Annotated in this window: 24 protein-coding genes; 17 read left to right on the plus strand and 7 right to left on the minus strand. The window is 61.4% G+C overall.

What is annotated here, in order from left to right:
- The first annotated feature begins 206 nt into the window (after positions 1-206).
- The 6 genes from FB598_RS14965 to acs all read left to right on the plus strand — a co-directional run bounded on the left by FB598_RS14965 (position 207) and on the right by acs (position 7,829).
- Entirely contained in the window at positions 207-1,340 is a 1,134-nt protein-coding gene (locus FB598_RS14965) for a porin (RefSeq protein ID WP_183405863.1), read from the plus strand.
- Between the two features lie 330 nt (positions 1,341-1,670).
- Positions 1,671-3,191 (plus strand): aldehyde dehydrogenase, encoded by a 1,521-nt coding sequence (gene adh / locus FB598_RS14970; RefSeq protein ID WP_141915254.1) that lies wholly within the window; start codon positions 1,671-1,673, stop codon positions 3,189-3,191.
- A gap of 54 nt (positions 3,192-3,245) precedes the next feature.
- A complete protein-coding gene (locus FB598_RS14975) occupies positions 3,246-3,665 on the plus strand; it encodes a DUF779 domain-containing protein (protein WP_141915251.1) in 420 nt (139 codons plus the stop codon).
- Between the two features lie 188 nt (positions 3,666-3,853).
- On the plus strand, positions 3,854-5,605 hold the full coding sequence (locus FB598_RS14980) for a PQQ-dependent methanol/ethanol family dehydrogenase (protein WP_141915248.1): 1,752 nt from the start codon (positions 3,854-3,856) through the stop codon (positions 5,603-5,605).
- Between the two features lie 107 nt (positions 5,606-5,712).
- Positions 5,713-5,844, plus strand: a complete 132-nt coding sequence (locus tag FB598_RS20930; protein WP_255464034.1) for a hypothetical protein — start codon at positions 5,713-5,715, stop codon at positions 5,842-5,844.
- A gap of 38 nt (positions 5,845-5,882) precedes the next feature.
- Entirely contained in the window at positions 5,883-7,829 is a 1,947-nt protein-coding gene (acs, locus tag FB598_RS14985) for an acetate--CoA ligase (protein WP_370455028.1), read from the plus strand.
- 124 nt (positions 7,830-7,953) lie between these two features.
- Here acs and pqqE read toward each other — a convergent pair whose 3' ends face one another.
- The 5 genes from pqqE to pqqA form a co-directional block, all read right to left on the minus strand.
- Entirely contained in the window at positions 7,954-9,099 is a 1,146-nt protein-coding gene (gene pqqE / locus FB598_RS14990) for a pyrroloquinoline quinone biosynthesis protein PqqE (protein WP_141915244.1), read from the minus strand.
- Entirely contained in the window at positions 9,077-9,340 is a 264-nt protein-coding gene (gene pqqD / locus FB598_RS14995) for a pyrroloquinoline quinone biosynthesis peptide chaperone PqqD (RefSeq protein ID WP_141915242.1), read from the minus strand. The genes pqqE and pqqD overlap by 23 nt, the downstream gene beginning before the upstream one ends.
- Before the next feature lie 39 nt (positions 9,341-9,379).
- Positions 9,380-10,096, minus strand: a complete 717-nt coding sequence (pqqC, locus tag FB598_RS15000) for a pyrroloquinoline-quinone synthase PqqC (RefSeq protein WP_141915240.1) — start codon at positions 10,094-10,096, stop codon at positions 9,380-9,382.
- Positions 10,093-11,010 carry a pyrroloquinoline quinone biosynthesis protein PqqB gene (gene pqqB / locus FB598_RS15005; protein WP_141915238.1) on the minus strand — a complete coding sequence of 306 codons (918 nt, stop codon included), beginning with the start codon at positions 11,008-11,010 and terminating at the stop codon, positions 10,093-10,095. Before pqqB ends, pqqC begins: the two co-directional genes overlap by 4 nt.
- Before the next feature lie 81 nt (positions 11,011-11,091).
- Positions 11,092-11,166 carry a pyrroloquinoline quinone precursor peptide PqqA gene (pqqA, locus tag FB598_RS15010; RefSeq protein ID WP_139217194.1) on the minus strand — a complete coding sequence of 25 codons (75 nt, stop codon included), beginning with the start codon at positions 11,164-11,166 and terminating at the stop codon, positions 11,092-11,094.
- Between the two features lie 92 nt (positions 11,167-11,258).
- Here pqqA and FB598_RS15015 point away from each other — a divergent pair, with 92 nt between their 5' ends.
- The gene (locus FB598_RS15015; protein WP_183405864.1) at positions 11,259-12,257 is read left to right on the plus strand and encodes an alpha/beta fold hydrolase; all 999 of its coding nucleotides are present in this window, start codon (positions 11,259-11,261) and stop codon (positions 12,255-12,257) included.
- Positions 12,258-12,302: 45 nt separating this feature from the next.
- Here the strand turns inward: FB598_RS15015 and FB598_RS15020 are convergent, their stop codons facing one another.
- Positions 12,303-14,222 (minus strand): sigma-54-dependent Fis family transcriptional regulator, encoded by a 1,920-nt coding sequence (locus FB598_RS15020; RefSeq protein ID WP_255464035.1) that lies wholly within the window; start codon positions 14,220-14,222, stop codon positions 12,303-12,305.
- 298 nt (positions 14,223-14,520) lie between these two features.
- Here FB598_RS15020 and pedF point away from each other — a divergent pair, with 298 nt between their 5' ends.
- The 7 genes from pedF (at position 14,521) to ldcA (ending at position 20,660) form a co-directional block, all read left to right on the plus strand.
- Complete coding sequence (gene pedF / locus FB598_RS15025; RefSeq protein ID WP_141915234.1) at positions 14,521-14,991, plus strand: cytochrome c-550 PedF; 471 nt, start codon at positions 14,521-14,523, stop codon at positions 14,989-14,991.
- A 132-nt stretch (positions 14,992-15,123) separates the two neighbouring features.
- Positions 15,124-15,930, plus strand: coding sequence for an ABC transporter substrate-binding protein (locus FB598_RS15030; RefSeq protein WP_141915232.1), 807 nt, complete (start codon positions 15,124-15,126; stop codon positions 15,928-15,930).
- A gap of 85 nt (positions 15,931-16,015) precedes the next feature.
- Positions 16,016-17,632 (plus strand): methyl-accepting chemotaxis protein, encoded by a 1,617-nt coding sequence (locus FB598_RS15035; protein ID WP_183405865.1) that lies wholly within the window; start codon positions 16,016-16,018, stop codon positions 17,630-17,632.
- Positions 17,633-17,916: 284 nt separating this feature from the next.
- The gene (queE, locus tag FB598_RS15040) at positions 17,917-18,552 is read left to right on the plus strand and encodes a 7-carboxy-7-deazaguanine synthase (RefSeq protein ID WP_141915227.1); all 636 of its coding nucleotides are present in this window, start codon (positions 17,917-17,919) and stop codon (positions 18,550-18,552) included.
- A gap of 106 nt (positions 18,553-18,658) precedes the next feature.
- Complete coding sequence (gene queD / locus FB598_RS15045; protein ID WP_141915225.1) at positions 18,659-19,105, plus strand: 6-carboxytetrahydropterin synthase QueD; 447 nt, start codon at positions 18,659-18,661, stop codon at positions 19,103-19,105.
- 17 nt (positions 19,106-19,122) lie between these two features.
- Positions 19,123-19,650 carry a tRNA adenosine(34) deaminase TadA gene (gene tadA / locus FB598_RS15050; protein ID WP_370455019.1) on the plus strand — a complete coding sequence of 176 codons (528 nt, stop codon included), beginning with the start codon at positions 19,123-19,125 and terminating at the stop codon, positions 19,648-19,650.
- Positions 19,647-20,660, plus strand: a complete 1,014-nt coding sequence (gene ldcA, locus FB598_RS15055) for a muramoyltetrapeptide carboxypeptidase (RefSeq protein WP_141915221.1) — start codon at positions 19,647-19,649, stop codon at positions 20,658-20,660. Before tadA ends, ldcA begins: the two co-directional genes overlap by 4 nt.
- A gap of 12 nt (positions 20,661-20,672) precedes the next feature.
- Here the strand turns inward: ldcA and FB598_RS15060 are convergent, their stop codons facing one another.
- On the minus strand, positions 20,673-21,260 hold the full coding sequence (locus FB598_RS15060; protein WP_370455018.1) for a DUF1439 domain-containing protein: 588 nt from the start codon (positions 21,258-21,260) through the stop codon (positions 20,673-20,675).
- Between the two features lie 282 nt (positions 21,261-21,542).
- Between FB598_RS15060 and FB598_RS15065 the strand changes: the two genes are divergently transcribed.
- From FB598_RS15065 to nadC, 3 genes are read left to right on the plus strand one after another with little or no spacing between them, the layout of a single operon-like run.
- Entirely contained in the window at positions 21,543-23,144 is a 1,602-nt protein-coding gene (locus tag FB598_RS15065) for an ABC-F family ATPase (RefSeq protein ID WP_141915219.1), read from the plus strand.
- Positions 23,145-23,166: 22 nt separating this feature from the next.
- Positions 23,167-24,306 carry a quinolinate synthase NadA gene (gene nadA / locus FB598_RS15070; protein ID WP_141915217.1) on the plus strand — a complete coding sequence of 380 codons (1,140 nt, stop codon included), beginning with the start codon at positions 23,167-23,169 and terminating at the stop codon, positions 24,304-24,306.
- Positions 24,303-25,214 carry a carboxylating nicotinate-nucleotide diphosphorylase gene (nadC, locus tag FB598_RS15075; protein WP_141915214.1) on the plus strand — a complete coding sequence of 304 codons (912 nt, stop codon included), beginning with the start codon at positions 24,303-24,305 and terminating at the stop codon, positions 25,212-25,214. The genes nadA and nadC overlap by 4 nt, the downstream gene beginning before the upstream one ends.
- Positions 25,215-25,292: the final 78 nt, after the last annotated feature.

Genomic DNA, 25,292 nt, shown 5'->3' on the forward strand with positions numbered 1-25,292 from the left:
TGCCGGCGCGGCTTTCGGCATTGCGCTCACTCTGGCGGCAAGACGCCGGATCCGCCTGCTGATGGCGATATTGAAGCGGCGGCGCAAAGATGGCGCCGACAGGCATGCATTTTGCCCTTAGCCGTGGGCATCGATAAACAGATGCAGGACAGACAGATGCTGGACAGAAAATCCATTAGACAGAGGAGATACAGATGGACAAAAAAATGAATAAATCATTAGGCTCATTGCTGGCGCTCGGCGCCATCATGGGGGCCGGCCTGCAACAGGCGCAGGCGCAATCGTCAGTCACCATTTATGGCGTGATCGATGCCGGCGTGGTGATGGTGAATAACCAGAAAACCGCGAGCGGAGGCAACGGCACCGTGGTGGGCATGAGCACTGGCGGCCTGAGCCCCAGCATCCTCGGCTTCAAGGGCAGCGAAGATCTCGGCGGCGGCCTGAAAGCCAATTTCAATCTGGAAGGACATTTCGTCTCGACCACGGGAGAGGGCGGACAATGGGGCGGCCTGTTCGGACGGCAATCGAATATCGGCCTGTCCAATAGCCTGGGTTCGGTCACGCTCGGCAAGCAGTATTCGCCGGCGGTGCTGGCATTTGCCGCGACCGATCCGCGCGGCTTGAAGGAAACCTTTTCCGGCCTGATTTCCTGGGCGCTGACGCAAAATCCGTTGAATGGCGGCGCCGCTGCGGCGCCGGCCAATTCGAATTCGGTGATTGACGTGTTCGTGGCCAATGCGCTCGGCCTGAGCACCAAGGTCGGTGACGTCAATCTGAGCGGTTCCTACAGTTTCGGCGAACAGGCCGGCAGCATGAGCGCCAATCGCGTGATCGCGCTGGGCGCGACCTATACCGGCCCGGTTACCTTGTCGGCCGCCTATCAGACCGAAAACGGCCGGCCCACCGCGACCCTCGGCAGCACCGGCGCGCAGACCCGCAAATACAGCCTCGGCGCCGCCTACACCATGGGCGCCGCGACCCTGACCGGCAACTATCTGAATGACAAGAACACCGATCCGGCGACCGGTTCGCGGCTGGCCCAATATCACGTGTACGGGCTGGGCCTGAACTATCGCACCTCGGCGGCGAATACGGCGACGCTGGCGTTTTACTACTCCACCAACAAGGATGGCAACAGCGATACCTCGCGCACCTGGATACTCAGCGACGACTATGCGTTGTCCAAGCGCACCACGCTGTACGGCCTGATCGCCGGCGTCAATGCCGGCAGCGGCTACACCGCCGGCGCAGCGTTCGGCATTGCCAACAACAATGCCTACCTGGCCGCAGCGGGAAAAACCACGACCGCGATTCAACTGGGCATCAAGCACGCGTTTTGAACCTGTGAAGTGGGTCTGTTGCTGCCGGCGGCAGCACATGGCCGGGATGGCTGGATCTTCGGATTCCACCATCCCGGTTTTTTTATGCCTGCCGCCGGCAGCGGCGCAGGGTTGAACAGTTTGGGACAGCGGGCAGCCGATGTGTTCAAAAATATGACACTCGCGGCACAACTGTGACGCTTCCTGAACATCATGCCGGGGGCCGGCAACCGGCCGCAGCGCCGGGCCGGTGAGCGAATGAGGTTCTGGCATGGCGATTGCTGATATCTGCATGTGTTCGGAGGCGCGGCCTCCGGAGCGCTCAATGACACATTTCAACAGGAGGATGACATGAATCTGGCAGACATCAGCAAACTGGGTGTGAAGAACCCGTTCAAGCAACGCTACGACAACTTTATCGGCGGCAAATTTGTGCCGCCGGCCAACGGCGCCTACTTCGAAAACGTCACGCCGGTCACCGGCAAGCCATTTTGTGAAATTGCCCGTTCCACTGCGGAAGATATCGAACTGGCGCTGGACGCCGCGCATGCGGCAAAAGCCGCCTGGGGCAAAACCTCGCCGGCCGAACGCGCCGATATCCTGAACCGCATTGCCGATCGCATGCAAGCCAACCTGGAATTGCTGGCGACGGCCGAGACGATCGATAACGGCAAGCCGATCCGCGAAACCATGGCGGCCGATATTCCGCTGGCGATCGATCATTTCCGTTACTTTGCCGGTTGCATCCGTGCGCAGGAAGGCAGCATCGCCCAGATCGATTCCGAAACCTATGCGTATCACTTCCATGAACCGCTGGGCGTGGTCGGCCAGATCATTCCATGGAATTTCCCGATCCTGATGGGGGTCTGGAAAATGGCGCCGGCGCTGGCCGCCGGCAATTGCATCGTGCTCAAGCCGGCTGAGCAGACCCCGGCATCGATCATGGTCCTGATGGAACTGATCGGCGACCTGTTGCCGCCGGGCGTGCTGAACGTGGTCAACGGCTTCGGCCTGGAAGCGGGGAAACCATTGGCCTCCAGCAAGCGTATCGCCAAGATCGCCTTCACCGGTGAAACCGGCACCGGGCGCCTGATCATGCAATATGCGTCGCAAAACCTGATCCCGGTGACGCTGGAACTGGGCGGCAAGTCGCCCAACATTTTCTTTGCCGATGTGATGGATCAGGACGACGCATTCTTCGACAAGTGCCTGGAAGGCTTTGCCATGTTTGCGCTGAACCAGGGGGAAGTGTGCACTTGCCCGTCGCGCGTACTGATTCAGGAGTCGATCTACGATCGCTTCATCGAGCGCGCCGTCAAGCGCGTGGCGGCGATCAAGCAAGGCAATCCGCTCGACAAGAGCACCATGATCGGCGCGCAGGCTTCCCAGGAGCAATTGGAAAAGATTCTGTCCTACATGGATATCGGCCGCCAGGAAGGCGCGCAAACCTTGCTCGGCGGCGCCCGCCAGGCCCTGAAGGGAGATCTCGAAAACGGATACTACGTGCAACCGACGATTTTCAAGGGGCACAACAAGATGCGCATCTTCCAGGAAGAAATCTTTGGCCCGGTGGTATCGGTCACGACCTTCAAGGATGAAGCGGAAGCATTGGAAATCGCCAACGACACGCTGTACGGTCTGGGCGCCGGCTTGTGGACGCGCGACGGTTCGCGTGCGTTCCGCGTCGGCCGTGCGATTCAGGCTGGCCGCGTGTGGACCAATTGCTATCACCTGTATCCGGCCCATGCGGCATTCGGCGGTTACAAGCAATCCGGCATCGGACGCGAAAACCACAAGATGATGCTGGATCACTACCAGCAAACCAAAAATCTCCTGGTCAGCTACAACCCGAACGCAATGGGCTTCTTCTGATCAATGCGGGTTGCGGCATATCGAAAGGTATGCCGCTTTTTTTTCGAGGGCACTATGACTCATTCCTTCATCGCGCGCGTGATCGCCACCGACGAGGCCATTGCCTTTATCCGCAGTTTGCATGAGCGGCATGGCGCCTTGATGTTCTTCCAGTCGGGCGGCTGTTGCGATGGCAGTTCGCCGATGTGCTACGCGCTGGGCGATTTCGAACTGAGCGAAACCGATGTCTTCATGGGCCTGCTGGACGGCGCCCCTTTTTACATGGGCGCCGAGCAGTTCGAGTATTGGAAGCATACCCAACTCATCATCGATGTCGTGCCGGGCATGGGCGGCATGTTTTCGCTCGACAACGGCACCGGAAAACGTTTTCTGACGCGCTCGAGATTGTTTTCCGATGAAGAGTATGAACAGGTGGAAATGACGTCGGCGCAAATCGGTCCGGAAACGGCCCTGGCAGCGGAAAAGTCGTCGTAGGTGTCTTGTTCCAGAGCGTGACAATTGCCCGCTTTTGGAACAGGAAAAATCGCTTTATGCCGCCTGCCGATGCAGGAAATCGCGCGGATACGGTTGGCACGGGGATTGCCTATACGGAGATGGCTTCACAACATGAATTCCAAAACGGCGTACTTGAAATAATTGATGCGAAAAAACAGGAGGATGACATGCAAAGAAAACTGATAGCAGGCTTGTTGGGCGTGGCGCTGAGCGGCGCGGGGCCAGTCGTGGCGTATGCGGCAGGCGTCACCGACGCCATGATCGCCAAGGACGCCACCAATCCCGGCAGCGTCTTGTCGTGGGGCATGGGGACGCAGGGCCAGCGCTTTTCGCCGCTGACCCAGATCAATACCAAGACGGTCGGCAAGCTGGTGCCGGCGTGGTCGTTTTCCTTCGGCGGCGAGAAACAGCGCGGCCAGGAATCGCAGCCGCTGATATACAACGGCAAGATGTTCGTGACCGGTTCGTACTCGCGCATCTATGCGATCGACATCAAAACCGGCGCCAAGCTGTGGAAGTATGAACACCGCCTGCCGGACGGCATCATGCCATGCTGTGACGTGGTCAACCGCGGCGCGGCGCTGTACGACAATCTGGTGATTTTCGGCACGCTGGATGCGCAACTGGTCGCGCTGGACCAGGATACCGGCAAGATCGTCTGGAAAGAAAAAGTGGATGACTACGCCGCCGGCTATTCGATGTCGGCCGCGCCGCTCATCGCCAAGGGCCTGTTGCTGACCGGCGTTTCCGGCGGCGAGTTCGGCGTGGTCGGACGGGTCGACGCGCGTGATCCGAAGACCGGGCAACTGGTCTGGAGCCGGCCGATGATCGAAGGCCACATGGGCTACAAGTACGACAAGGACGGCAAGGCCACCGAAAACGGCATTACCGGCACGACCAACAAGAGCTGGCCCGGCGAATTGTGGAAAACCGGCGGCGGCGCTACCTGGCTCGGCGGCACCTATGATCCGACTACCGGCCTGGCTTATTTCGGCACCGGCAATCCGGCGCCATGGAACAGCCACCTGCGGCCCGGCGACAATCTGTATTCGTCCTCCACCGTGGCGCTCGATATCGAAACCGGCCAGATCAAGTGGAGCTACCAGACGACCCCGCACGACGGCTGGGATTACGATGGCGTCAACGAGTTCATCACGTTCGACATGGACGGCAAGCGTATGGGTGGCAAGGCCGACCGCAATGGCTTTTTCTACGTGATCGACGCCAAGGATGGCAAGCTGCAAAACGCCTTCCCGTTCGTCAACAAGATCACCTGGGCTTCCGGCATCGATCTGAAGACCGGGCGTCCGAATTACATCGACAAGGGCCGTCCGGGCGACCCGACCAAGGGTGAAGAAGGCAAGAAGGGCGCCACCGTATTTGCCGCTCCGGCGTTCCTCGGCGCCAAGAACCAGATGCCGATGGCCTACAGCCCGCAAACCAAACTGTTCTATGTGCCGGCCAATGAATGGGGCATGGATATCTGGAACGAACCGGTCACTTACAAGAAGGGCGGGGCTTTCCTCGGCGCCGGTTTCACCATTCATCCGATCAATGAAGATTACATCGGCGCCATGCGCGCGGTGGATCCGAAGACCGGCAAGATCGTCTGGGAAATCAAGAACAATGCGCCGCTCTGGGGCGGTGTGATGACGACTGCCGGCGGCCTGGTGTTCTACGGCACGCCGGAAGGATTCCTCAAGGCGGTAGATGCCAAGAGCGGCAAGGAATTGTGGAAATTCCAGACCGGTTCCGGCGTGGTCGCGCCTCCGGTGACCTGGAAAGACGGCGATACGCAATACGTCGCCGTGGTGTCCGGCTGGGGCGGCGCAGTGCCGCTGTGGGGCGGCGAAGTGGCGAAGAAGGTCAACTTCCTCGAACAGGGCGGTTCGGTCTGGGTTTTCAAGCTGGCAAAATAAATGCGGCAATGATACGGCTGCTGCCGGCAGCGATACAGGCAGCGGGCAGCAGCAATCAAGTTTTTTGGAATGTAATCAACGACAGCGATTCTCCAGGCTGTTGAGGCATGGCATCCATTTCCTTGCTCGTGCTTGAGCAGTTTTGGCTGACGACTGCGGTCGTCAGCCATTTTTTTGCCCGCGCCGCAGGGATCGGCTTGCCGGCCGATTCGCGCAACAATTCTTCACAGGCAGAATAGACATGAACGACATTACCGAACTGACGCCTTTAAGCGGCATGTTTCACCCGCCCGAAAAATTCGTCGACCATGCCGCCATTTCCGGCATGGCTGCTTACCGCGCCTTGTGCGCCTCGGCCGAGCAGGACTATGAAAAATTCTGGGGCCGGCTGGCGCTGGAACACCTGCAATGGGAAACGCCTTTTTCCCAGGTGCTGGATGAATCGGATGCGCCGTTTTACCGCTGGTTTCAGGATGGCCGCCTGAATGTTTCCTGGAACTGCCTGGATCGTCATGTGCATCAGGGAAACGGCGACAAGACCGCCATCGTTTTCGAAGCCGACGATGGCCAGACCGCCTCGGTCACCTATCGGCAGCTGCAGCGCACGGTATGCCGTTTCGCCAATGCGCTCAAGTCCCTGGGCGTCGGCAAGGGCGACCGCGTGGTGATTTACATGTCGATGTCGATCGAAGGCGTGGCCGCCATGCAAGCCTGCGCCCGCATCGGCGCGATCCACTCGGTGGTGTTCGGCGGATTTTCCGCCAAGTCGCTGCAGGAACGCATCATCGACGCCGGCGCCAAGGCGGTGATCACCGCCGATGAGCAAGTGCGCGGCGGCAAGATCTTGCCATTGAAAGCGATTGTCGACCAGGCGCTGGCCTTGGGCGGCTGCGAGCGCGTCGAACATGTGATCGTGCATCGCCGCACCGGCAATGACGTCGGCTTCGATGCCGCGCGCGATCTCTGGCTCGACACGCGGCTGGCGCAACAATCCGATGACTGCGAACCGGAATGGGTGGAAGCCGAACATCCGCTGTTCATCCTCTACACCTCGGGTTCGACCGGCACGCCAAAGGGCGTGCAGCATTCCTCCGGCGGCTTCTTGCTGTGGGCCACACTGACCATGAAGTGGACCTTCGATATCAAGCCAGACGATATTTTCTGGTGTACTGCCGACATCGGATGGGTGACCGGCCACAGTTACATCGCTTACGGGCCGCTGTCGGCCGGCGCCACGCAAATCGTGTTCGAAGGCGTGCCGACCTATCCCGACGCCGGGCGTTTCTGGCAAATGATCGAAAAACACCGGGCAACGATTTTCTATACCGCACCGACCGCGATCCGGTCCCTGATCAAGGCGGCCGATAGCAATCCGGCGGTGCATCCGGATCGCTACGACCTGGGCAGCCTGCGTTTGCTGGGTTCGGTCGGCGAGCCGATCAATCCCGAAGCCTGGCTCTGGTACTACCGCCATGTCGGCCGCACCAGTTGCCCGATTGTCGATACCTTCTGGCAAACCGAAACAGGCGGGCACATGATCAGCCCGATGCCCGGCGCGACCGCGATGGTACCGGGCTCCTGCACCTTGCCGCTGCCCGGCATCATGATCGGCGTGGTGGACGAAACAGGCCGGGACTTGCCCGATGGCGAGGGCGGCATTCTGGTGGTCAAGCGCCCGTGGCCATCGATGATCCGTACCATCTGGGGCGATCCGCAGCGCTTTCGCAAGAGTTACTTTCCCGATGAGCTGGGCGGCAAGTTGTATCTGGCCGGCGATGGGGCGATTCGCGATGCCGACAACGGTTACTTCACCATCACCGGCCGCATCGATGACGTCCTCAATGTGTCGGGCCATCGCATGGGAACGATGGAAATCGAATCGGCGCTGGTGGCCCATCCGCTGGTGGCGGAAGCGGCGGTGGTCGGCAAGCCGGATGCCACCACCGGCGAATCGATCTGCGCGTTCGTCGTGCTCAAGCAGGAGCGCCCGGGCGGCGAGGATGCCTTGCGCATCGCCGGCCAATTGCGTAACTGGGTAGCCCAGGAGATCGGCCCGATCGCCAAGCCCAAGGAATTACGGTTTGGCGATAATTTGCCGAAGACCCGTTCGGGCAAGATCATGCGCAGGCTGTTGCGGGTGCTGGCGCGCGGAGAGGAAATTACGCAGGATGTTTCCACATTGGAAAACCCTGCCATTCTGGAGCAGTTGAAAGAGGTGAGGTGAAGCCGGGGTCGGCGATGCCCGGGATGTTCAGGCTGAAACAGTCGGAAAATGGGCTGCCAAGAATGAACATGGGCATCGGCCGGATCCCAAGGAAAGGACAGGCGGAGCGGTTACTTGCCTGGGCTTACGAGGTCGATCGGAAAAAACGCCGCGAGTTGGCATCGGTCCTGAACAAGATCGGCTGCGATTCCGCGGTCGGTTTGCTGCGCGCGTGCATCACAATATTGGTGACGTCGCCGTGCCGCTCCGATTTGGCGCAAACCGGGTCGGCCGCGGCGGCATCGCCGGTCAAGGCAAAGGCTTGGCAGCGGCAGCCGCCAAAATCCTTTTTCTTTTCATCGCAACTGCGGCAGGGTTCCTGCATCCAGTCGTCGCCGCGGAACCGGTTGAAGGCCTGGCTGCGCTGCCAGATCTCTTCGATGCTGTAGTCGGTGACATTGGGATAGCTGATGCCGGGCAGGCTGCGCGCAGCGTGGCAGGGCAGCGCGGTGCCGTCGGCGCCGATCGCCATGAATACCGAACCCCAGCCATTCATGCAGGCCTTGGGGCGTTCTTCAAAATAGTCCGGCACCACGAACAGGATCTTCATCTTGTTGCCGATGCGGCTGCGGTATTCGTTCACCACCGCTTCGGCACGCTCGACCTGTTCGCGCAGCGGCATCAGATGCGCGCGATTGAGCATGCCCCAGCCATAGTATTGGGTATTGGCCAGTTCCAGATATTCGACCTCCATCGCCAGCGCCATGTCGATGATGCGCGCCACATGGTCGAGGTTGTATCGATGCAGCACGACATTGAGCACCATCGGATAATCGTAGCGCTTGATCAGTCCGGCAACGCGCGACTTGAGGTCGAAGGTTTTGGTGCTCGACAAGAAATCGTTCATTTCCTTGGTCGAATCCTGAAACGAAAGCTGGATATGATCCAGGCCGAGCCGCTTCATGCGGGCAATGCGATCTTCGTTGAGGCCGATGCCGGAAGTGACCAGGTTGGTGTAATAGCCCAGCCCGTGAGCGGCGCCGATCAATTCTTCAAGGTCGTCGCGCAACAAGGGCTCGCCGCCGGAAAAACCGAGTTGCGCCGCGCCCAGCTTGCGCGCCTGCCGCATCACATCGATCCACTGCGCGGTGTCGAGCTCGTTGCGGTTCTCGGCATAGTTGAGCGGGTTATAGCAAAACACGCAATGCAGCGGACAGCGATAGGTCAGCTCGGCCAGCAGCCACAGCGGCGGCGGGACGGCGGCGGTTTCAGGAAATCCAGTTGCGCTCATTGGCGATCCGTAAGAAATCATCGACATCGGGACGCAGGCCGCTGACCGAGAACGCCCGTTCCAGATCCAAGGTGATGCCGGCGACATCATGTGCGCCGTCGCACAGCTTCAGAATTTCGGCCGCGCTGCGGTTGAGCTTGATCATGCCTTCCGGATACAGCAGCACGTAATTGCCTTGCGCTTCTTCCCATTGCAAGCGAAACAGGCGCGAGAGTCGGGGTTTTTCTGGCAGTGTCGTCATGATCTCAATGGCAGGAAAGTGGATGAATGATCGGTCCGGCTACGGATACGCTTTGTCGATGGCGTCCAGCATGCTCCACAGCACATCGAGTTTGAATTGGAGGATTTCCAGTGCGCGCTCCTGCTGGGCCCGGGTAACGAAATGGTCGAGCGTGACTTGCAAGCCGTGTTCGACATCGCGCTCGGCCAGCGAGATGCGGCTGCGGAAATACTGCAAGCCATCGGACTCGATCCAGCTGTAGTGTTGCGGCCAGTTGGCCAGCCGGTCTTTGTGGATTTTCGGCGCAAACATTTCGGTCAGCGAAGAGCAGACCGCTTCTTGCCACGGCGCACGGCGAGCAAAGTTGACATAGGCATCGACCGCAAAACGTACGCCGGGCGCCACATGCCGCAGCGACCATAATTCCTCGCGCGGGATGCCGGCGGCGCCGGCCAGCCGGCTCCAGGCTTCGATGCCGCCGGCATTGCCCTCCCATCCATCATGGTCGAGTATGCGCTGGACCCATTTCCTGCGGGTTTCGCGGTCGGGGCAATTGGCGATGATGGCGCCGTCCTTTTGCGGAATGTTGATCTGGTAATAAAAGCGGTTGGCAATCCAGCCGCGCACCTGGTCGGGGCTGAGCAAGCCATCGTTCATCTTGACGTTGAACGGATGGTGAATGTGGTAACCGGCGCCCTTGGCGCGCAGGCGTGATTCGAATTCGGCACGGTCCCATGCCGGCAGTGCGGTTGATGCTGCGCAGGCGGGCTGGTTCATAGTTCGATTTCCATTCCATCCCAGGCGACCTCGATACCGTGCCGCGTCAACGTGGCGCGTTCGGCGGAGTCTTCGTCAAGTATCGGGTTGGTGTTGTTGATGTGGATCAGGATCTTGCGGGTATCGTTGATCGTATCCAGCACGTCGATCATGCCGCCCGGGCCGGATTGCGGCAGGTGCCCCATGTCGGCGGCCTTTTTCCTGGAGAAGCCGAGGTTGATCATTTCATCTTCGCTCCAGAAGGTGCCGTCGACGAGAAGGCAATCGGCGGCATGCATGGCCGCCAGCACATGCGCTTCGAGTTCGCCCAGGCCGGGCGCGTAAAACAGTTTTTTGCCGGTCTTGCGGTTTTCGATGATGAGGCCCAGGTTGTCGCCCGGTTGCGGCAATTCCCGATGCGGTGAATACGGCGGGGCCTTGCTGGTCAGCGGCAACGGCGTGAAACGGAGGTCTTCGATTTGCGGCAATTCCTGCGATGACGGCGTCTGGTTCGGCGCCAGCACATGCCATTGCACGCGGCAGTAATGCGACAGCACGTGCACCAGCGGCAAACCGCCGGTCAGGTCGTCCCAGACCGCGGCCGAACAATACAGCGGCAAGGGCTTGCCTTCGCGCAGCATGAGCAAGCCGGTAACGTGGTCGATCTGGGCATCCATGAGCATCACGGCGGCGATGCCGGTGTCGCGGGCGGCGCGCGCCGGTTGCAGCGCCGGCGTCGCCTTGATCTGGGTCAGGATATCGGGTGATGCATTGATCAGCAGCCAGTCGCGGCCATTGGACGATACCGCGATCGATGATTGCGTGCGGGGCCTGGCGTTGATGACGCCTTCGCGTACCCCTTTGCAGTTGCGGCAATTGCAGTTCCATTGTGGGAAGCCGCCGCCCGCCGCAGAACCTAATACGATGATTTTCATTATGTGCCGGGGTCAGATCCAGAGAGGGGCAGGCGCGGCAATCGTTATGCGACTGCCGCGCATTCCCGGATATCAGCGGAATTAACGATTGGCGATATACATCGTGATTTCAAAGCCAAAACGCAGATCGGAAAACTCAGGTTTGCTCCATGTCATGTTTGTCTCCATCAATGGGTTGAAAAAAAACGGGTACGATTTGTGATTGCATGTCAGCATCGTGTTCATGTTCCCTTGCCGCTGGCGCAATCATGTCGATAAACGCAAGTTCCGTGCCGAAGTCCAATCCCGTTCCGCTGCGTTCCGGCCATCTGCCGGACAGTGCCGGCCACCGTGTCTATTTCGCCGAGTTCGGATGCGCCGACGGCCCAGCCAGCGTGGTGTTGCATGGCGGCCCCGGCGGCAGAAGCCAGTTGTCGATGCTGGAGTGGTTCGACCTGACGCGGCAGCGCGTGGTGTTGTTCGATCAGCGCGGCGCCGGCCTCAGCTTGCCGGCCGGCGAGCTGGCGCACAACACGACTGCCGATCTGGTCGCCGATATCGAACGGCTGCGGGCCTATCTCGGGATCGGATGCTGGCATGTCATCGGCGGCTCATGGGGCGCGGTGCCGGCGATCCTGTATGCCGGCAGTTATCCGCAGCGCTTGCGCGGGCTGGTGTTGCGCGGCAGCTTTTTGACCAGCCCGCGCGAGATGCAATGGTTCTTCCAGGATCTGCAGGCGCTGGCGCCGCAGGCGTGGGCGCGCCTGACGCAGGGCTGGAACCGGGCGCAGAAACAGCAGGTGCTTCATTCCTTAACAGTGTTGTTGCAAAATGGGACGGTTGCCCGGCAACGTGACGGGGCGGCCAGGTGGGGGAGTTACGAAGACGCGCTGATGCTGGCGATGAACGGGGCGGCGCCGAGGGCGTTGGCCGCGGCCGATGGCGACATGACGCCGGCCCGCCTCAACAAATACCGCATCCAGGCGCATTATTTGTCGCAGCACTGTTTCACCAGCGAGCGGAAGTTGTTGCGTGCGGCGCGCCAGGCCGATGCGGCCGGCATTCCCGCCATCATCATTCATGGCACCCGCGACTGGATCTGTCCGCCGCAAAACGCCGTCCGGCTGCAACGCTTCATGCCGGCGGCAGACCTGCGCTGGATTGCCGGCGGCGCCCATACCGCCGACGATGCGCTGATCGCCGCTGCATTGCGACAAGCGGTGGCGGATCTGCATCAGGCGCAGTCACCGCCGCCGCTGTCCGGATGAGCCGATGCGCTGCGGCGCAACATGCGTTGCCGATGCGCTCCAGGCTTACTTGGCGAGCGGGATCTTGCGGTAGATGGTATTGCGTGAAACGCCCAGGGCGCGGGCGGTAGCGGAGACGTTGCCGCCATTGGATTTGAGCGCCTTCTGAATCACCGACAACTCCACCTGTTCCAGGTTGGCGCCTTGCGACACCATCCAGTTGGTATTGTCTTCCGACGCTTGTGCCTGCGCGCTTTCGACATCGTCGAGGAAGTCATCGGGCAAGTGCTGGCGCTGGATTTCGGTTTCATTGCCGGCCATCACGATGGCGGTGCGCAGCAGGTTGGTCAACTGGCGGAAGTTGCCGGGCCAGCTGTGCTGCTTGAACAGGCGCATGATCTCGGGCGCCACCTTGTAGCGCTCCCCGCTGGATTCGGCAATCAGAATCTTTTCCACGACGATATCGAGGTCGGTGCGCTCGCGCAGCGGCGGCAGCTTGACCACCAGTCCATTGAGCCGGTAATACAGGTCTTCGCGGAATTGACCCTTGGCGATGAGGTCGCGCAGGTTGCGGTTGGTGGCGCAGATCAGTTCGACGTTGACCGGAATCGACTTGGTGCTGCCCAGCGGCGTCACCATGCGTTCCTGCAGCACCCGCAGCAGGCGGGCCTGCAGGCTGAACGGCATGTCGCCGATTTCATCCAGGAACAAGGTGCCGCCATTGGCCTGCAGCAATTTGCCGACTGCGCCTTTCTTGCGGGCGCCGGTGAAGGCGCCGTCTTCATAACCGAACAGCTCGGATTCAATCAGGGTTTCCGGAATCGAGGCGCAGTTGACGGCGACAAACGGGCCTTCAGCGCGAGGAGAGTCGTTGTGGATGGCTTGCGCCAGCAATTCCTTGCCGGTGCCGGTTTCGCCCATGACCAGAATCGGGATGTCGCGTCCCAGCACTTTGTTGACCTTGTCGATCAGGGCGGCTACTTGCGGATCGCCGGTATTGAGGTAACGCAAACCGGACATGCGGCGCTGGCTCTGGCTGGCTGTCTGCGAGGACGCTGGCTGGGGCGCGTGAGCGCCGCTCTGTCGGCCCGGTTCGCCATCGTTGCCCTGATCGTTGCGCGCCAGGTCGGCGGAGTGTTGGAATACGCTGTTGGCAATTTGCAACTGAGCCCGTCCGTATACCCGCACGCCGCTTGGCATGCACAGATTCAGCAAGCCCGGTGTTGCGGTGCGGTAGTGATCGAACAGGGCCGAAATCGGCAAACCGAACAGGGAGCTGAAGGTGTGCGACTGCAATGCCGACAGCGGCAGGCCCAACTGAAACAGGCCGGTGCGGTTGGCCGACAGGAAGCGCCCGCTCGGTGTGAATGAGGCGATGCCTTCCATCAGCGTGCCGATGAATTCGGGACGCGTATTGAAGTGCAGGGTAATGGCGTTGTGGAAGGCGGCGGAGAATATATGGTTCTCGATCATTTGCGCCGACATCCGCACCAGCGCCATGGTGTGCTTGTGAAAGCTGGACTGGTCGCCGGTCACATCCAGCACGCCGATCACATTGCCCTGATGATCGGAAATCGGCGCGGCCGAACAGGTGAGGAAATGATTGGCCTGTAAATAATGTTCATTCGCATGTATCTGCACGGGCTGTTTTTCGACAATGGCGGTGCCGATGGCATTGGTGCCCTTGCTTTGTTCCGACCAGGTGACGCCCGGCTGCAATGCCACGCGGTTGGCCTTTTCCAGGAAGTCGTCGTCGCCGAGCGTATGGACGATCAGACCGTTGACGTCGGTCAGGATCACCATATTGTGGGTGTTGATGATTTGCTCGTACAGCGTTTCCATGACAGGCAGCGCATGCAGATGCAGCGTGCGGTTTTGCTCCAGCAGCATCGAAAAATCGGCGCGCGCGATCGGGCTGTAGTCCGGGGCCTCGGTCTCGGACAAGCCATGTGCGATGGAACGCTGGCGGGATTCTTCTACGATCATGATGTGGGGACCATATGCAGAAAGCATGCCCGTCGTATTGGCGGCAGCAATCGGTCCGCCGTTGCCGTCTGTCATTGTCTGCACTTTTGTCTCCTCTTTCTATTTATGCTGCGGCTTGTATCAGCCTGCTTTGGCTTGTTTCTTTTTTGGTGTTGTTTAATGTAGCACTTGTTCATTAACAGAACAAAAAATGTGCAGCAATTTCAGTGCCAGTGTGGCGCTTTCAAACTTCTGCCGCGTGGCATGGTAATTGCACAACGCTCCTCATTCTTTCAACAATTGCACTGAGGAGACTTGCATGAACCGTATCGGACACTTCATTTCAATCTGCACCCTGGCGGCGGCAGCCATGTTGCCAGTCAGCGCTCACGCCCATGGCGATGTCACTCCGCAGGCTGTGGATACCAAGACCTTGCCGACGCTGGGTGCGGCATGGAAAGACAGTAACCCTTATCGCGGCCAGAAGGAAGCGATCAAGATCGGCAGCTCGGCCTATGCTGAAAATTGCGCGCGCTGCCACGGCCTGCAAGCGCAATCGGGGGGTATCGCGCCGGATCTGCGGTTGCTCGACCGCGATTGCACAGACCTCAAGGCCGATGCCAAGAAGCAAGCCTGCTACAAAGACACCGACAAGTATTTCCTGCAATCGGTGCGGCACGGCAAAGTGCGTAACGGCGCGGTCTATATGCCGCCGTTCGAAGGCATCCTGAACCAGGAAGCGATGTGGTCGATCAAGGCCTATCTGGAAACCTTGCGCGCCGCGAAATAAGCAGCGCCGTTTGCGGCGCCGGCGAAACCGGCGCCGCGATCCCGTTTTCATGTGGTTCGGCATCGGCCTGATCCGATCAATACAACGGAGTTTGGCATCATGATCAAATTTTCCTGCAAAGCATTCATTGCGATGCTTTCGCTCGCATGCCTGCTGGCCGGCGCCAGCGCTTCCGCGCGCGCTGATGATGCGTTCGCCAAGATCAAGAAATCGGGCGTGCTCAAGGTGGCGGTGTACAACGATTTCGCGCCGTTCTCGGCCGGCGGCAATGGCATCGATGTCGATCTGGCCGAAGCGCTGGCGAACAAGCTCGGGCTGACGGTCAGCCTGTTGCCATTCCCGGCCGGCGATGATCTCGGCGACGATTTGCGCAATATGGTGTGGAAAGGACATTACCTCGGTTATGGTCCGGCCGATGTCTTGCTGCATGTGCCGGTCGATTCCAATCTGGCGCGCCAGAACAAGCAGGTGGTGATTTTCGCGCCGTATCATCGAGAGACGATTCGTCTTGTGAATGACGTGCGCAAGGTGCCGCGGTTCGATAATCTCGATTCGCTGGCCGGCAAGAACATCGGCGTGGAAAAGGTCTCGATCAGCGCGGTGGTGCTGCTCGGTGCGGAAGATGGAAAATTCCGCGATAACGTGAAAATTTATCCGACCTCGAACGAAGCCTTGGATGCGCTGAAGAGTGGCGCGCTGGACGGCGTGCTGGCAAGCCGGTCGGAAATCGAAGCGGCGGTGCGCGACGATCCCAACTACCGGATTTCCGAAGTCAGCTTTCCGCGTCTGCCGCATCAAGGCTGGGTGATCGGCATGGCGGTGAAAAAGGATGATGGCGAACTGGTGCGGCAATTGCAGGACGCGACTGCGCAAATGGTGGCATCGGGCGAGATGGCAAAAATCTTCGCCCGGCACGGCGTGGCAGTCGTCACGCCATAAGCGGCGGATCGCCGCGCATGTCCTGGCAGGCGATGCGCGCGGCATGACAACAATAAAAACGATGCAGCAGTCGAGGGGCCGCAACATGTCTGAAATCGAAAAACAGTTGCCGCGTGTGCCACTGGCGCATCAGTGGGCATGGCTGTGGCCGGCGGGCGTCGGCCTGGCCCTGGCGTGCGCGCTGGAGCGCTGGGCCGCGGCCGAGGTGAGTTCATTGGGCATCAGTGCGCTGGCGGTGATGGTGGCCGCGCTGGTGGCCTTGCCGCACCAGCGGCGCGTCAGGATGCGTAACGCGATGGCGATTGCCAGGGTTGCCGACGAGATCGATCACATCATGATCGGCGCGGCCGAAACATCGTACTTTGTCGATACCATCAAGAACAAGATTGCGCATGACGTGCAGGCCGCCAATGGCATCGTCACCGGCGCCGCGCATAATGCCGCCAGCACCGAGCAGATTGCCGCCAATGCTGAAAGGGCGTCGGGCGTGGCGGCCAAAGTGCGCGCCGAGAGCATGGCCGGACGCACCGAGGTCGATCTCGGACTGGCGCAGATCGGCCAGGCGCGCAACGATGCGCAAACGGCATCGGCGATGATGATGCAGTTGCAGGAGAAGGCGAGCCGGATTCACGGCATCACGGAAGTGATCAGCGAAATTGCGGCACGCACCAATTTGCTGGCGCTCAATGCCGCCATCGAAGCGGCCCGGGCCGGTGAACACGGCCGCGGATTTGCGGTGGTGGCAGGCGAGGTGCGGCAATTGGCGCAACGGACCAAGACCGCGACCGACGATATCGAAGCCATGGTGCGCGCCATCAATGAAGAAGCCGAACGCGCCGCCGGCGGCATGCATGCGCTGAGCAAGAAGGTATTGGAGGCCGCGGCCAACGTCGAGCGCGTGCATGGTTTTCTGGGCAATATCGAGCAGGCGGCCGGCGTGTCCGAAGAAGAGATCGAGCAAATCGCCAAAGCTTCGCGCCAGCATGTCGACACCACGCAGCGCATTGCCGATGCGATCCTGGCCATTCGCGATGGCATGCTGGCCACCGACAATGAGTTGCCGCGGGTGGCGACGGCTGCCATGGCCTTGTCGGAGCGTGCCGAGGTCATTTATGCCGCCATTGCCGCCAGTCAGGTGCCGACCCGGCATGACGATATCCGGCGCGTGGCCAGCGCCGCCGCGCGCGAGGTCGGGAAATTGTTTGAAGAGGCGCTGGCAGCAGGGCGCATCAGCGATGCCGCCTTGTTTGGCCGCGCCTATGAACCGATACCGAACACGGCGCCACCCAAGTATCGCACCGGTTTTGATGCTTTCACCGACCGCGTGCTGCCAGCGATACAGGAACCGATCCTGGCGGCCATGCCGCATCTGGCCTATGCCGGGGCCGTGGACGACCACGGCTATTTCCCGACCCATAACAAGAAATTTTCGCAGCCGCTGAGCGGCAACTATGAAGTCGACCTGCTTCACAACCGTACCAAACGGATTTTCAATGACCGCACCGGCAGTCGATGCGGCAGCAATACCCAGGCCTTCCTGTTGCAAACCTATCAGCGCGATACCGGCGAAGTGATGCACGACCTGTCCGTGCCGATCTATGTCAATGGCCGGCACTGGGGCGGTTTCCGGATTGGCTATCGTTCCGGCCAGCGCCCAACGCCGGCGGCGGCAACGCCGTTGCTGGCAGCGGCGGCGCATTGACCCGGCTTGCCGCCTGATCAAGCTCAGGCGATCGAGACGGATCCGGCGATGAATGGCTGAACACCGTCCAATTGCAACTGTATTTCCTTTTTGCAACAAATGTCCCGGCGACCAGGGATTGTTGTTTGGCATCACCCCATCCTGCGGGGCGCCCGGCTGCCGCGCCGGACAGGCTATAATGCCGCCTTACGGACGAGCCGCGCATGAGGTCGAAGCGCCTTGCGCAAGCGGCCACCAGGCTCCGAAACCCACGGCACCCCAAGCAGCCGGCGCTTTCTATCATTGTGACTTACAGCATCAAAGAAATTTTCTATACCTTGCAAGGCGAGGGCACGCATGCCGGACGTCCGGCAGTGTTTTGCCGTTTCAGCGGCTGCAATCTGTGGACCGGCCGCGAAGAAGACCGCAGCAAGGCGATTTGCCAGTTTTGCGATACCGATTTCGTCGGTACCGACGGTGAGGGCGGCGGCAAGTTCAAGACCGCCGACGAACTGGCGCGGACCATCAATCATCTCTGGCCGCAAACCTATGCTGCCAGCAAGTATGTCGTCTTCACCGGCGGCGAGCCTTTGCTGCAATTGGACTCGGCATTGATCGCGAGCATGCATGCGGTCGGTTTCGAGATCGCCATCGAAACCAATGGCACGATTCCGGTGCCGGAAGGCGTCGACTGGATTTGCGTCAGCCCCAAGATGGGCTCGGAGCTCAAGGTCTTCAAAGGCAACGAACTGAAGGTCGTGATCCCGCAGCAGGCACAAGTGCTGGCCGATTATGAAAAACTGGATTTCCAGCATTTTCTGCTGCAGCCGATGGACGGCCCCGACGCCGCGCGCAATACCCGGCTGGCGATCGAGCTGGTCAAGGCCAATCCCAGATGGAAACTGAGCATCCAGACCCACAAGCTGCTGCAGATTCCTTGAGTGCGTTTTTCTTTCACGCATACTTGCGGTAGCGCAGCAGGTGTGGTGATGCGGCGCCGGTCTGCAATCCTGTCATCCGTTTTCAATATCAAACATCAGAGCATTCATGCTGACCATCACCCGCAAACTCGAATTCGACGCCGGCCACCGCATTCCCGACCACAAGAGCCAGTGCCGCAACCTGCACGGCCATCGCTATACGCTGGAAATCACGCTGACCGGCGCGGTGATCGACATCGAAGGCAATTCGGACAACGGCATGATCATGGATTTTTCCGACATCAAGTCGCTGGCCAAGGAGCACCTGGTCGACGTCTGGGACCATGCCTTCCTGGTCTATGAAAAGGACGCGCCGGTGCGCGACTTCCTGGCCAGCCTGCCGGGCCACAAGACGGTGGTCATCGACAGCATCCCGACCGTGGAAAACCTGGCGCGCGCCGCCTTCAATATCCTCAAGGCGGCCTACAAGGACCGCTACGGCACCGGCTTGCACCTGCAAAAACTGGTGCTGCATGAAACGCCCAACTGCTGGGCCGAAGTCACTGCGGATTGATACCGATGGATGAGGCCATGCAAACCGAAGACGACTTGCGCCATATGCGCGCCGCGCTGGACCAGGCCAATAACGCCTGGGCGCTGGGCGAGGTGCCGGTGGGCGCGGTGGTGGTCAAGGACGGGGTGGTGATCGCCACCGGGTTCAACCAGCCCATCGGCAAGCATGACCCGACCGCGCATGCGGAAATCATGGCGCTGCGCACGGCCGCCGAGAAACTGGGCAATTACCGTTTGCCGGGCTGCGAACTGTATGTGACGCTGGAGCCTTGCGCGATGTGCTCGGGCGCGATGATGCATGCGCGCCTGGCACGGGTGGTGTACGGCGCGGCCGACCCCAAGACCGGCGCCTGCGGCTCGGTGCTCAACCTGTTCGAACAGGAACAGCTGAACCACCATACCGAATTGCAGGGCGGCGTGATGGCCGAAGAATGCGGCCAGCTGCTGAAGGATTTTTTCGCCATGCGGCGCGACCAGCTGAAGCAGCAGCGGCTGCTGGATGCGGCGGCGAATGGGCAAACCGACGACGAAAGCGAACAGCAATGACAGAGGCAGCAGCGGCCGCCGGCCGTGAACTACTCGATGGACTGGTGCCGGCCGGCACCGGCGTGGCGATCGTCGCTCCGTGCGGCCATGCGGTCGACCCGGCAAAGGTGGAACGCGGCGTGGCGCTGCTGGAGTCGCTCGGCTGCCGCGTGCGCAATTTCTACAGCCATGGGGCGCGCTTCCAGCGCTTCGGCGCCACCGACGAGCAGCGCGCCGCGCAACTGATGGAAGCCGCGGCCGATCCGGATATCGATGTGCTGCTGTGCCTGCGCGGCTCCTACGGCATAAGCCGCATCCTGCCGGCGCTGGATATTCCGGCGCTGGCGGCCAGCGGCAAGCTGCTGGTCGGCTACAGCGACGTCACCGCCTTGCAGTTCGCCTTGTTGAAGCAAGCCGGCATGGCCGGTTTCCAGGGGCCGATGCTGGCCGGGGATTTCGGCGCCGAGCAGCCGAACTGGCAGGCGCTGGCGACGTTCTGGAAGACGCTGACTTCGCCGCAGGTGGAAGTGCGCAATTACACCGGCCCGGCCGGCGCCGAGCGCGCGCCCAACGGCGACCGCCGGACCGACCCGCACAGCCCGGCCGTGCAATGCGAGGGCAAGCTGTGGGGCGGCAACCTGGCGATGGTGGCGCATCTGGTCGGCAGCCCGTGGTTCCCGCAGATCGATGGCGGTGTCCTGTTTCTGGAGGATGTCAACGAGCACCCGTTCCGGGTCGAGCGCATGATGCTGCAACTGGAGCACGCCGGCGTGCTGGCGCGGCAAAAGGCGATCGTGCTGGGGGATTTTTCCTGCTACCGGCTGGGCGAGGTCGACAACGGCTACGACTTCGGCGAGATGCTGGCCTTTCTGCGCCGTCGCATCGCCGCGCCGATCGTCACCGGCCTGCCGTTCGGCCATGTGCGCGACCTGGTCACGCTGCCGGTGGGCGCGCATGCGGCGCTGGATGCGAAGGGGGCCGAAGGCTTCGCGCTGACGCTGTCGGGCTATCCGACGCTGTGCAGGCGATAATTCCAATAATCCCTACTGCTCCTTGATCTCCACTTTCACCGCATCCTTTTCCACGGTGATCTTGCCCGGTTCGAAACGCTTGCCGTTCATCTGCAGTTGCTCGGGCGTGAAGGTATAGACCGCGTAGTCGCGCAGCAGCTTGTCGGCGGCGGCATTGCCCAGCGCGCTCAACTGCTGGCTGTATTGCGGCGGTAGGTCTTGCGAATCGACGTTTTCCACCCTGGGCGCATCCAGCCGCAGCGAGCGCGTGGCGGGATCGTACTTGAAGCCGCTGCTCATGGTCAGCGCGGCATTGACCGGCCGGGCCAGCAGCAACGGGTTGGCGATTTGCGCATCGACCACGGTGCTCAGGCGGTTCTTGTCCGGCTCCATCCCCAGGCGCGGGTTGCTCAGGGTAACCTCGAAAATTTCCATATAGCGCAGCTTGCGCGGAAACTGCGGCGCGATCGCCGCCTCCAATTCTTTTTTCGACACGCTGTATTCGCCGCTCCAGAGGTTGTAGGCGGCATGGCTGGCCGCGGCAAGTCCCATCCCGATGAGGGCAACAGCGGCGAGGGCGGCGAGAGTGGTGCGGCGGGGCATCTTTTTTGCTTGCGTCATATCGTCTTCATGGCAATGCTGCGAAGCAGCTTGGAGTGAGGACTGCTGGCTAAAATCCCGGCCATTGTAGCTTTCGGCGGGCAGGCGGGTTGCGCCTGAGGCTTGCTGCCGGGAAAGGGCAGCGGAATCGGGCGGCGCCGGTTGCCCCGCAGGCGGGCTGCAACGCAAGCCGGCACTGGCCCGCAGTGGTAAAATTGCCGTTTTCGCCCGTTTTGGCGCGCCTGGCGGCAATGCCCGCTTTTTTGCCGCGCGCACGTTTCATTTTAGAAAAGGTTTTTCGCAGTGCTATCCACCGCTAACATCACCATGCAGTTCGGCGCCAAGCCGTTGTTCGAGAACATCTCCGTCAAGTTCGGCGACGGCAACCGTTACGGCCTGATCGGCGCCAACGGTTGCGGCAAGTCGACCTTCATGAAGATCCTGGGCGGCGACCTCGAGCCGTCGGCCGGCAACGTCAGCCTGGACACCAACGAGCGCCTGGGCAAGCTGCGCCAGGACCAGTTCGCCTATGAGGAAATGCGCGTGCTGGACGTGGTGATGATGGGCCACGTCGAGATGTGGGCGGCGATGACCGAGCGCGACGCCATCTACGCCAATCCCGATGCCACCGACGACGACTACATGAAGGCCGCCGACCTGGAAGCCAAGTTCGCCGAGTACGACGGCTACACCGCCGAAGCGCGCGCCGGCGAACTGCTGCTGGGCGTGGGCGTGCCGATCGAGCAGCACCAGGGTCCGATGAGCAATGTCGCGCCCGGCTGGAAGCTGCGCGTGTTGCTGGCGCAGGCGCTGTTCTCCAACCCGGACATCCTGCTGCTGGATGAACCGACCAACAACCTGGACATCAACACCATCCGCTGGCTGGAAGACGTGCTCAATGAGCGCAACTCCACCATGATCATCATTTCCCACGATCGCCACTTCCTCAACCAGGTCTGCACCCACATGGCCGACATGGACTACGGCACGCTGAAGATCTATCCGGGCAACTACGACGACTACATGCTGGCCTCGTCGCAGGCGCGCGCGCAGCAACTGGCGGTCAATGCCAAGGCCAAGGAAAAGGTTGCCGAACTGCAGGACTTCGTGCGCCGCTTCTCGGCCAACAAGTCCAAGGCGCGCCAGGCCACATCGCGCGCCAAGCAGATCGAGAAGATCAAGGTCGAGGATGTCAAGCCGTCGTCGCGCGTGAACCCCTTCATCCGCTTCGAAGGCGAGAAGAAGCTGCACCGCCTGGCGGTGGAAACCCAGGGCATCGCCAAGACCTACGACCGCGACATCTTCAAGAACTTCAGCATCATGGTCGAAGCCGGCGAAAAGATCGCCATCATCGGCGCCAACGGCGCCGGCAAGACCACGCTGCTGCGCACCATCGGCGGCGACGCGGCCGGCGGCGTCCATCCGGACCAGGGCCTGGTGAAGTGGGCCGAGAACGCCAACGTCGGCTACATGCCGCAAGACCCGACCGAAGAGTTCGCCAAGGGCGAGACCCTGACCGACTGGATGGGCATGTGGACCCAGGAAGGCGACGACGACCAGGCCGTGCGCGGCATCCTGGGTCGCCTGCTGTTCTCGGGCGACGACGTCAAGAAATCGGTCAAGGTGCTGTCCGGCGGCGAGAAGGGCCGCATGATGTACGGCAAGCTGATGCTGGGCCGCCACAATGTGCTGCTGATGGACGAGCCGACCAACCACATGGACATGGAGTCGATCGAGTCGCTCAACATCGCGCTGGAAAAGTACGCCGGCACGCTGATCTTCGTCTCGCACGACCGTGAATTCGTGTCCTCGCTGGCCACCCGAATCCTGGAGGTGAAGGATGGCCAGGTGATCGACTTCCAGGGCAATTACGAAGACTACCTGGCCAGCCAGGGCATCCAATAACCCGCAGAGACAACCTACTGCCATGCAAGCAACAGCAACCAAGGTCGTCGAATTCGAGCGGCCGCAAATGGAGACCGGCGGGAGTTGTACCGCCAACGCCTGGGCCAAGGTGCCGCCGACGCCCAGCGCGGAGGAGCGCGCCAGCCTCAAAGCGCGCATCAGGCAACTGCTCAAGGAAAAGCAGGCGGTGCTGGTGGCGCACTATTACGTCGACGCCGACCTGCAGGACCTGGCCGAGGAAACCGGCGGCTGCGTGTCCGACTCGCTGGAGATGGCGCGCTTCGGGCGCGACCATCCGGCCCAGACCCTGGTCGTGGCCGGGGTGCGCTTCATGGGCGAGACCGCCAAGATCCTGAGCCCGGAAAAACGCATCCTGATGCCGGACCTGGATGCCACCTGTTCGCTCGACCTGGGTTGCGCCCCGGACGAATTCGCCGCCTTCTGCGACTTGCATCCGGACCGCACCGTGGTGGTTTATGCCAACACCAGCGCCGCCGTCAAGGCGCGCGCTGACTGGATGGTGACCTCCTCGATCGGGCTGGAGATCGTGCAGGAGCTGCACGCGCAGGGCAAGAAGATATTGTGGGCGCCCGACAAGCACCTGGGCAGCTACATCCAGCAGCAGACAGGGGCCGACATGCTGCTGTGGCAGGGTTCCTGCCTGGTGCACGACGAATTCAAGGGCGTCGAGCTGGAACTGATGCGCGCCGAGCATCCCGAGGCGCTGGTGCTGGTGCACCCGGAGTCGCCCGCGGCGGTGGTGGCGCAGGCCGATGTGATCGGCTCGACCTCGCAGCTGATCGCCGCCGTGCAGGCCTCCGATGCGCCCTCGTTCATCGTGGCCACCGATAACGGCATCCTGCACAAGATGCGCCAGGCCGCGCCCGGCAAGCTGTTCATCGACGCGCCCACGGCCGGCAACAGCGCCACCTGCAAGAGCTGCGCGCATTGCCCGTGGATGGCGATGAACGGCTTGCAGAATCTGTTGCACGTACTGGAAACCGGCGCCAACGAGATTCACGTCGATCCCGCTGTCGGCAAGCAAGCCGTGGTGTGCATCGACCGCATGCTGGATTTCGCCGCCAGAAAGAAAGCCAATGTCCGCCCCTCGGCGCGGCTTGAAGACGAACAGACCCTGTTTGCAGGAATCGGCCCAGCATGACACTCCACGCCATCAAAACCAGCCCCAGCAGCATCAGCGCCACCAGCAGCCTGCGCAATCCCTTCGCCCCGTTCGATGCCGCGCTGCACGCCGCGTTCGACGCCAACGTCAATCAGGCCATCGCCGAGGACGTGGGGGATGGCGATTACACCGGCCTGTTGGTGCCGGAGAACGAATTCGTCAAGGCGCGCGTGATCGTGCGCGAAGCCGCCGTGCTGTGCGGGGCGCCCTGGTGCGAAGCCGTCATGACCCGTCTCGACCCGCGCCTGCAGATCGGCTGGCGCTATGCCGAAGGCGACCTGATGCAACCCGACACCGAGGTCTGCACCATCGAAGGCCCGGCGCGCGCCTTGCTGACCGCCGAGCGCGGCGCCCTGAATTTCCTGCAATTGCTGTCCGGCGTGGCCACCGCCACCCGGCGCTACGTCGACGTGGTGGCCGGCACCGGAGCGAGCATCCTCGATACCCGCAAGACCTTGCCCGGCCTGCGCCTGGCGCAGAAGTACGCGGTCCGCGTGGGCGGCGGCGCCAACCAGCGCCTGGCGCTGTACGACGGCATCCTGATCAAGGAAAACCACATCGCCGCGGCCGGCGGCATCACCGCCGCGATGAACGCCGCGCAGAAACTGGGGGCGGGGGTGGGCATCCAGGTCGAGGTGGAAGACCTCGCGGAACTGAAGGAGGCGCTGGCCGCCGGCGCCGTCTCCATCCTGCTCGACAACTTCTCGCTAGAGATGATGCGCGAAGCGGTCGCCTGCAATGCCGGTCGCGCCGTGCTGGAGGCGTCCGGCGGCATCAACATGGAAACCGTGCGCGCGATTGCCGAAACCGGGGTGGACCGCATTTCCATCGGCAGCCTGACCAAGGACATTCGCGCGGCGGATTTTTCTTTGCGCGTGATTGCTTGATCATCTGCTATCCCATCCCTGAAAAAACGCAGCATCAATAGCAGAAATTCCGTTCCGTTCAATTAAGAAAATCGTCAT

The sequence above is a fragment of the Herbaspirillum sp. SJZ106 genome (genome assembly GCF_006715495.1).
In the GTDB taxonomy this organism is placed as follows: domain Bacteria; phylum Pseudomonadota; class Gammaproteobacteria; order Burkholderiales; family Burkholderiaceae_D; genus Herbaspirillum.

Excerpts from the sequence above, each read along its gene's own strand:
- pqqD (WP_141915242.1), bottom strand. The coding sequence starts at position 9,340 with ATGACGACACTGCCAGAAAAACCCCGACTCTCGCGCCTGTTTCGCTTG.
- pqqC (WP_141915240.1), bottom strand. The coding sequence starts at position 10,096 with ATGAACCAGCCCGCCTGCGCAGCATCAACCGCACTGCCGGCATGGGAC.
- queD (WP_141915225.1), top strand. The coding sequence starts at position 18,659 with ATGCTGACCATCACCCGCAAACTCGAATTCGACGCCGGCCACCGCATT.
- FB598_RS15015 (WP_183405864.1), top strand. The coding sequence starts at position 11,259 with ATGTCGATAAACGCAAGTTCCGTGCCGAAGTCCAATCCCGTTCCGCTG.
- FB598_RS14965 (WP_183405863.1), top strand. The coding sequence starts at position 207 with ATGAATAAATCATTAGGCTCATTGCTGGCGCTCGGCGCCATCATGGGG.
- FB598_RS14975 (WP_141915251.1), top strand. The coding sequence starts at position 3,246 with ATGACTCATTCCTTCATCGCGCGCGTGATCGCCACCGACGAGGCCATT.
- FB598_RS15035 (WP_183405865.1), top strand. The coding sequence starts at position 16,016 with ATGTCTGAAATCGAAAAACAGTTGCCGCGTGTGCCACTGGCGCATCAG.
- adh (WP_141915254.1), top strand. The coding sequence starts at position 1,671 with ATGAATCTGGCAGACATCAGCAAACTGGGTGTGAAGAACCCGTTCAAG.
- FB598_RS15020 (WP_255464035.1), bottom strand. The coding sequence starts at position 14,222 with ATGATCGTAGAAGAATCCCGCCAGCGTTCCATCGCACATGGCTTGTCC.
- pqqB (WP_141915238.1), bottom strand. The coding sequence starts at position 11,010 with ATGAAAATCATCGTATTAGGTTCTGCGGCGGGCGGCGGCTTCCCACAA.
- pedF (WP_141915234.1), top strand. The coding sequence starts at position 14,521 with ATGAACCGTATCGGACACTTCATTTCAATCTGCACCCTGGCGGCGGCA.
- FB598_RS15030 (WP_141915232.1), top strand. The coding sequence starts at position 15,124 with ATGCTTTCGCTCGCATGCCTGCTGGCCGGCGCCAGCGCTTCCGCGCGC.
- nadC (WP_141915214.1), top strand. The coding sequence starts at position 24,303 with ATGACACTCCACGCCATCAAAACCAGCCCCAGCAGCATCAGCGCCACC.
- tadA (WP_370455019.1), top strand. The coding sequence starts at position 19,123 with ATGCAAACCGAAGACGACTTGCGCCATATGCGCGCCGCGCTGGACCAG.
- ldcA (WP_141915221.1), top strand. The coding sequence starts at position 19,647 with ATGACAGAGGCAGCAGCGGCCGCCGGCCGTGAACTACTCGATGGACTG.
- acs (WP_370455028.1), top strand. The coding sequence starts at position 5,883 with ATGTTTCACCCGCCCGAAAAATTCGTCGACCATGCCGCCATTTCCGGC.
- FB598_RS20930 (WP_255464034.1), top strand. The coding sequence starts at position 5,713 with ATGGCATCCATTTCCTTGCTCGTGCTTGAGCAGTTTTGGCTGACGACT.
- nadA (WP_141915217.1), top strand. The coding sequence starts at position 23,167 with ATGCAAGCAACAGCAACCAAGGTCGTCGAATTCGAGCGGCCGCAAATG.
- FB598_RS15060 (WP_370455018.1), bottom strand. The coding sequence starts at position 21,260 with ATGACGCAAGCAAAAAAGATGCCCCGCCGCACCACTCTCGCCGCCCTC.
- pqqE (WP_141915244.1), bottom strand. The coding sequence starts at position 9,099 with ATGAGCGCAACTGGATTTCCTGAAACCGCCGCCGTCCCGCCGCCGCTG.
- FB598_RS14980 (WP_141915248.1), top strand. The coding sequence starts at position 3,854 with ATGCAAAGAAAACTGATAGCAGGCTTGTTGGGCGTGGCGCTGAGCGGC.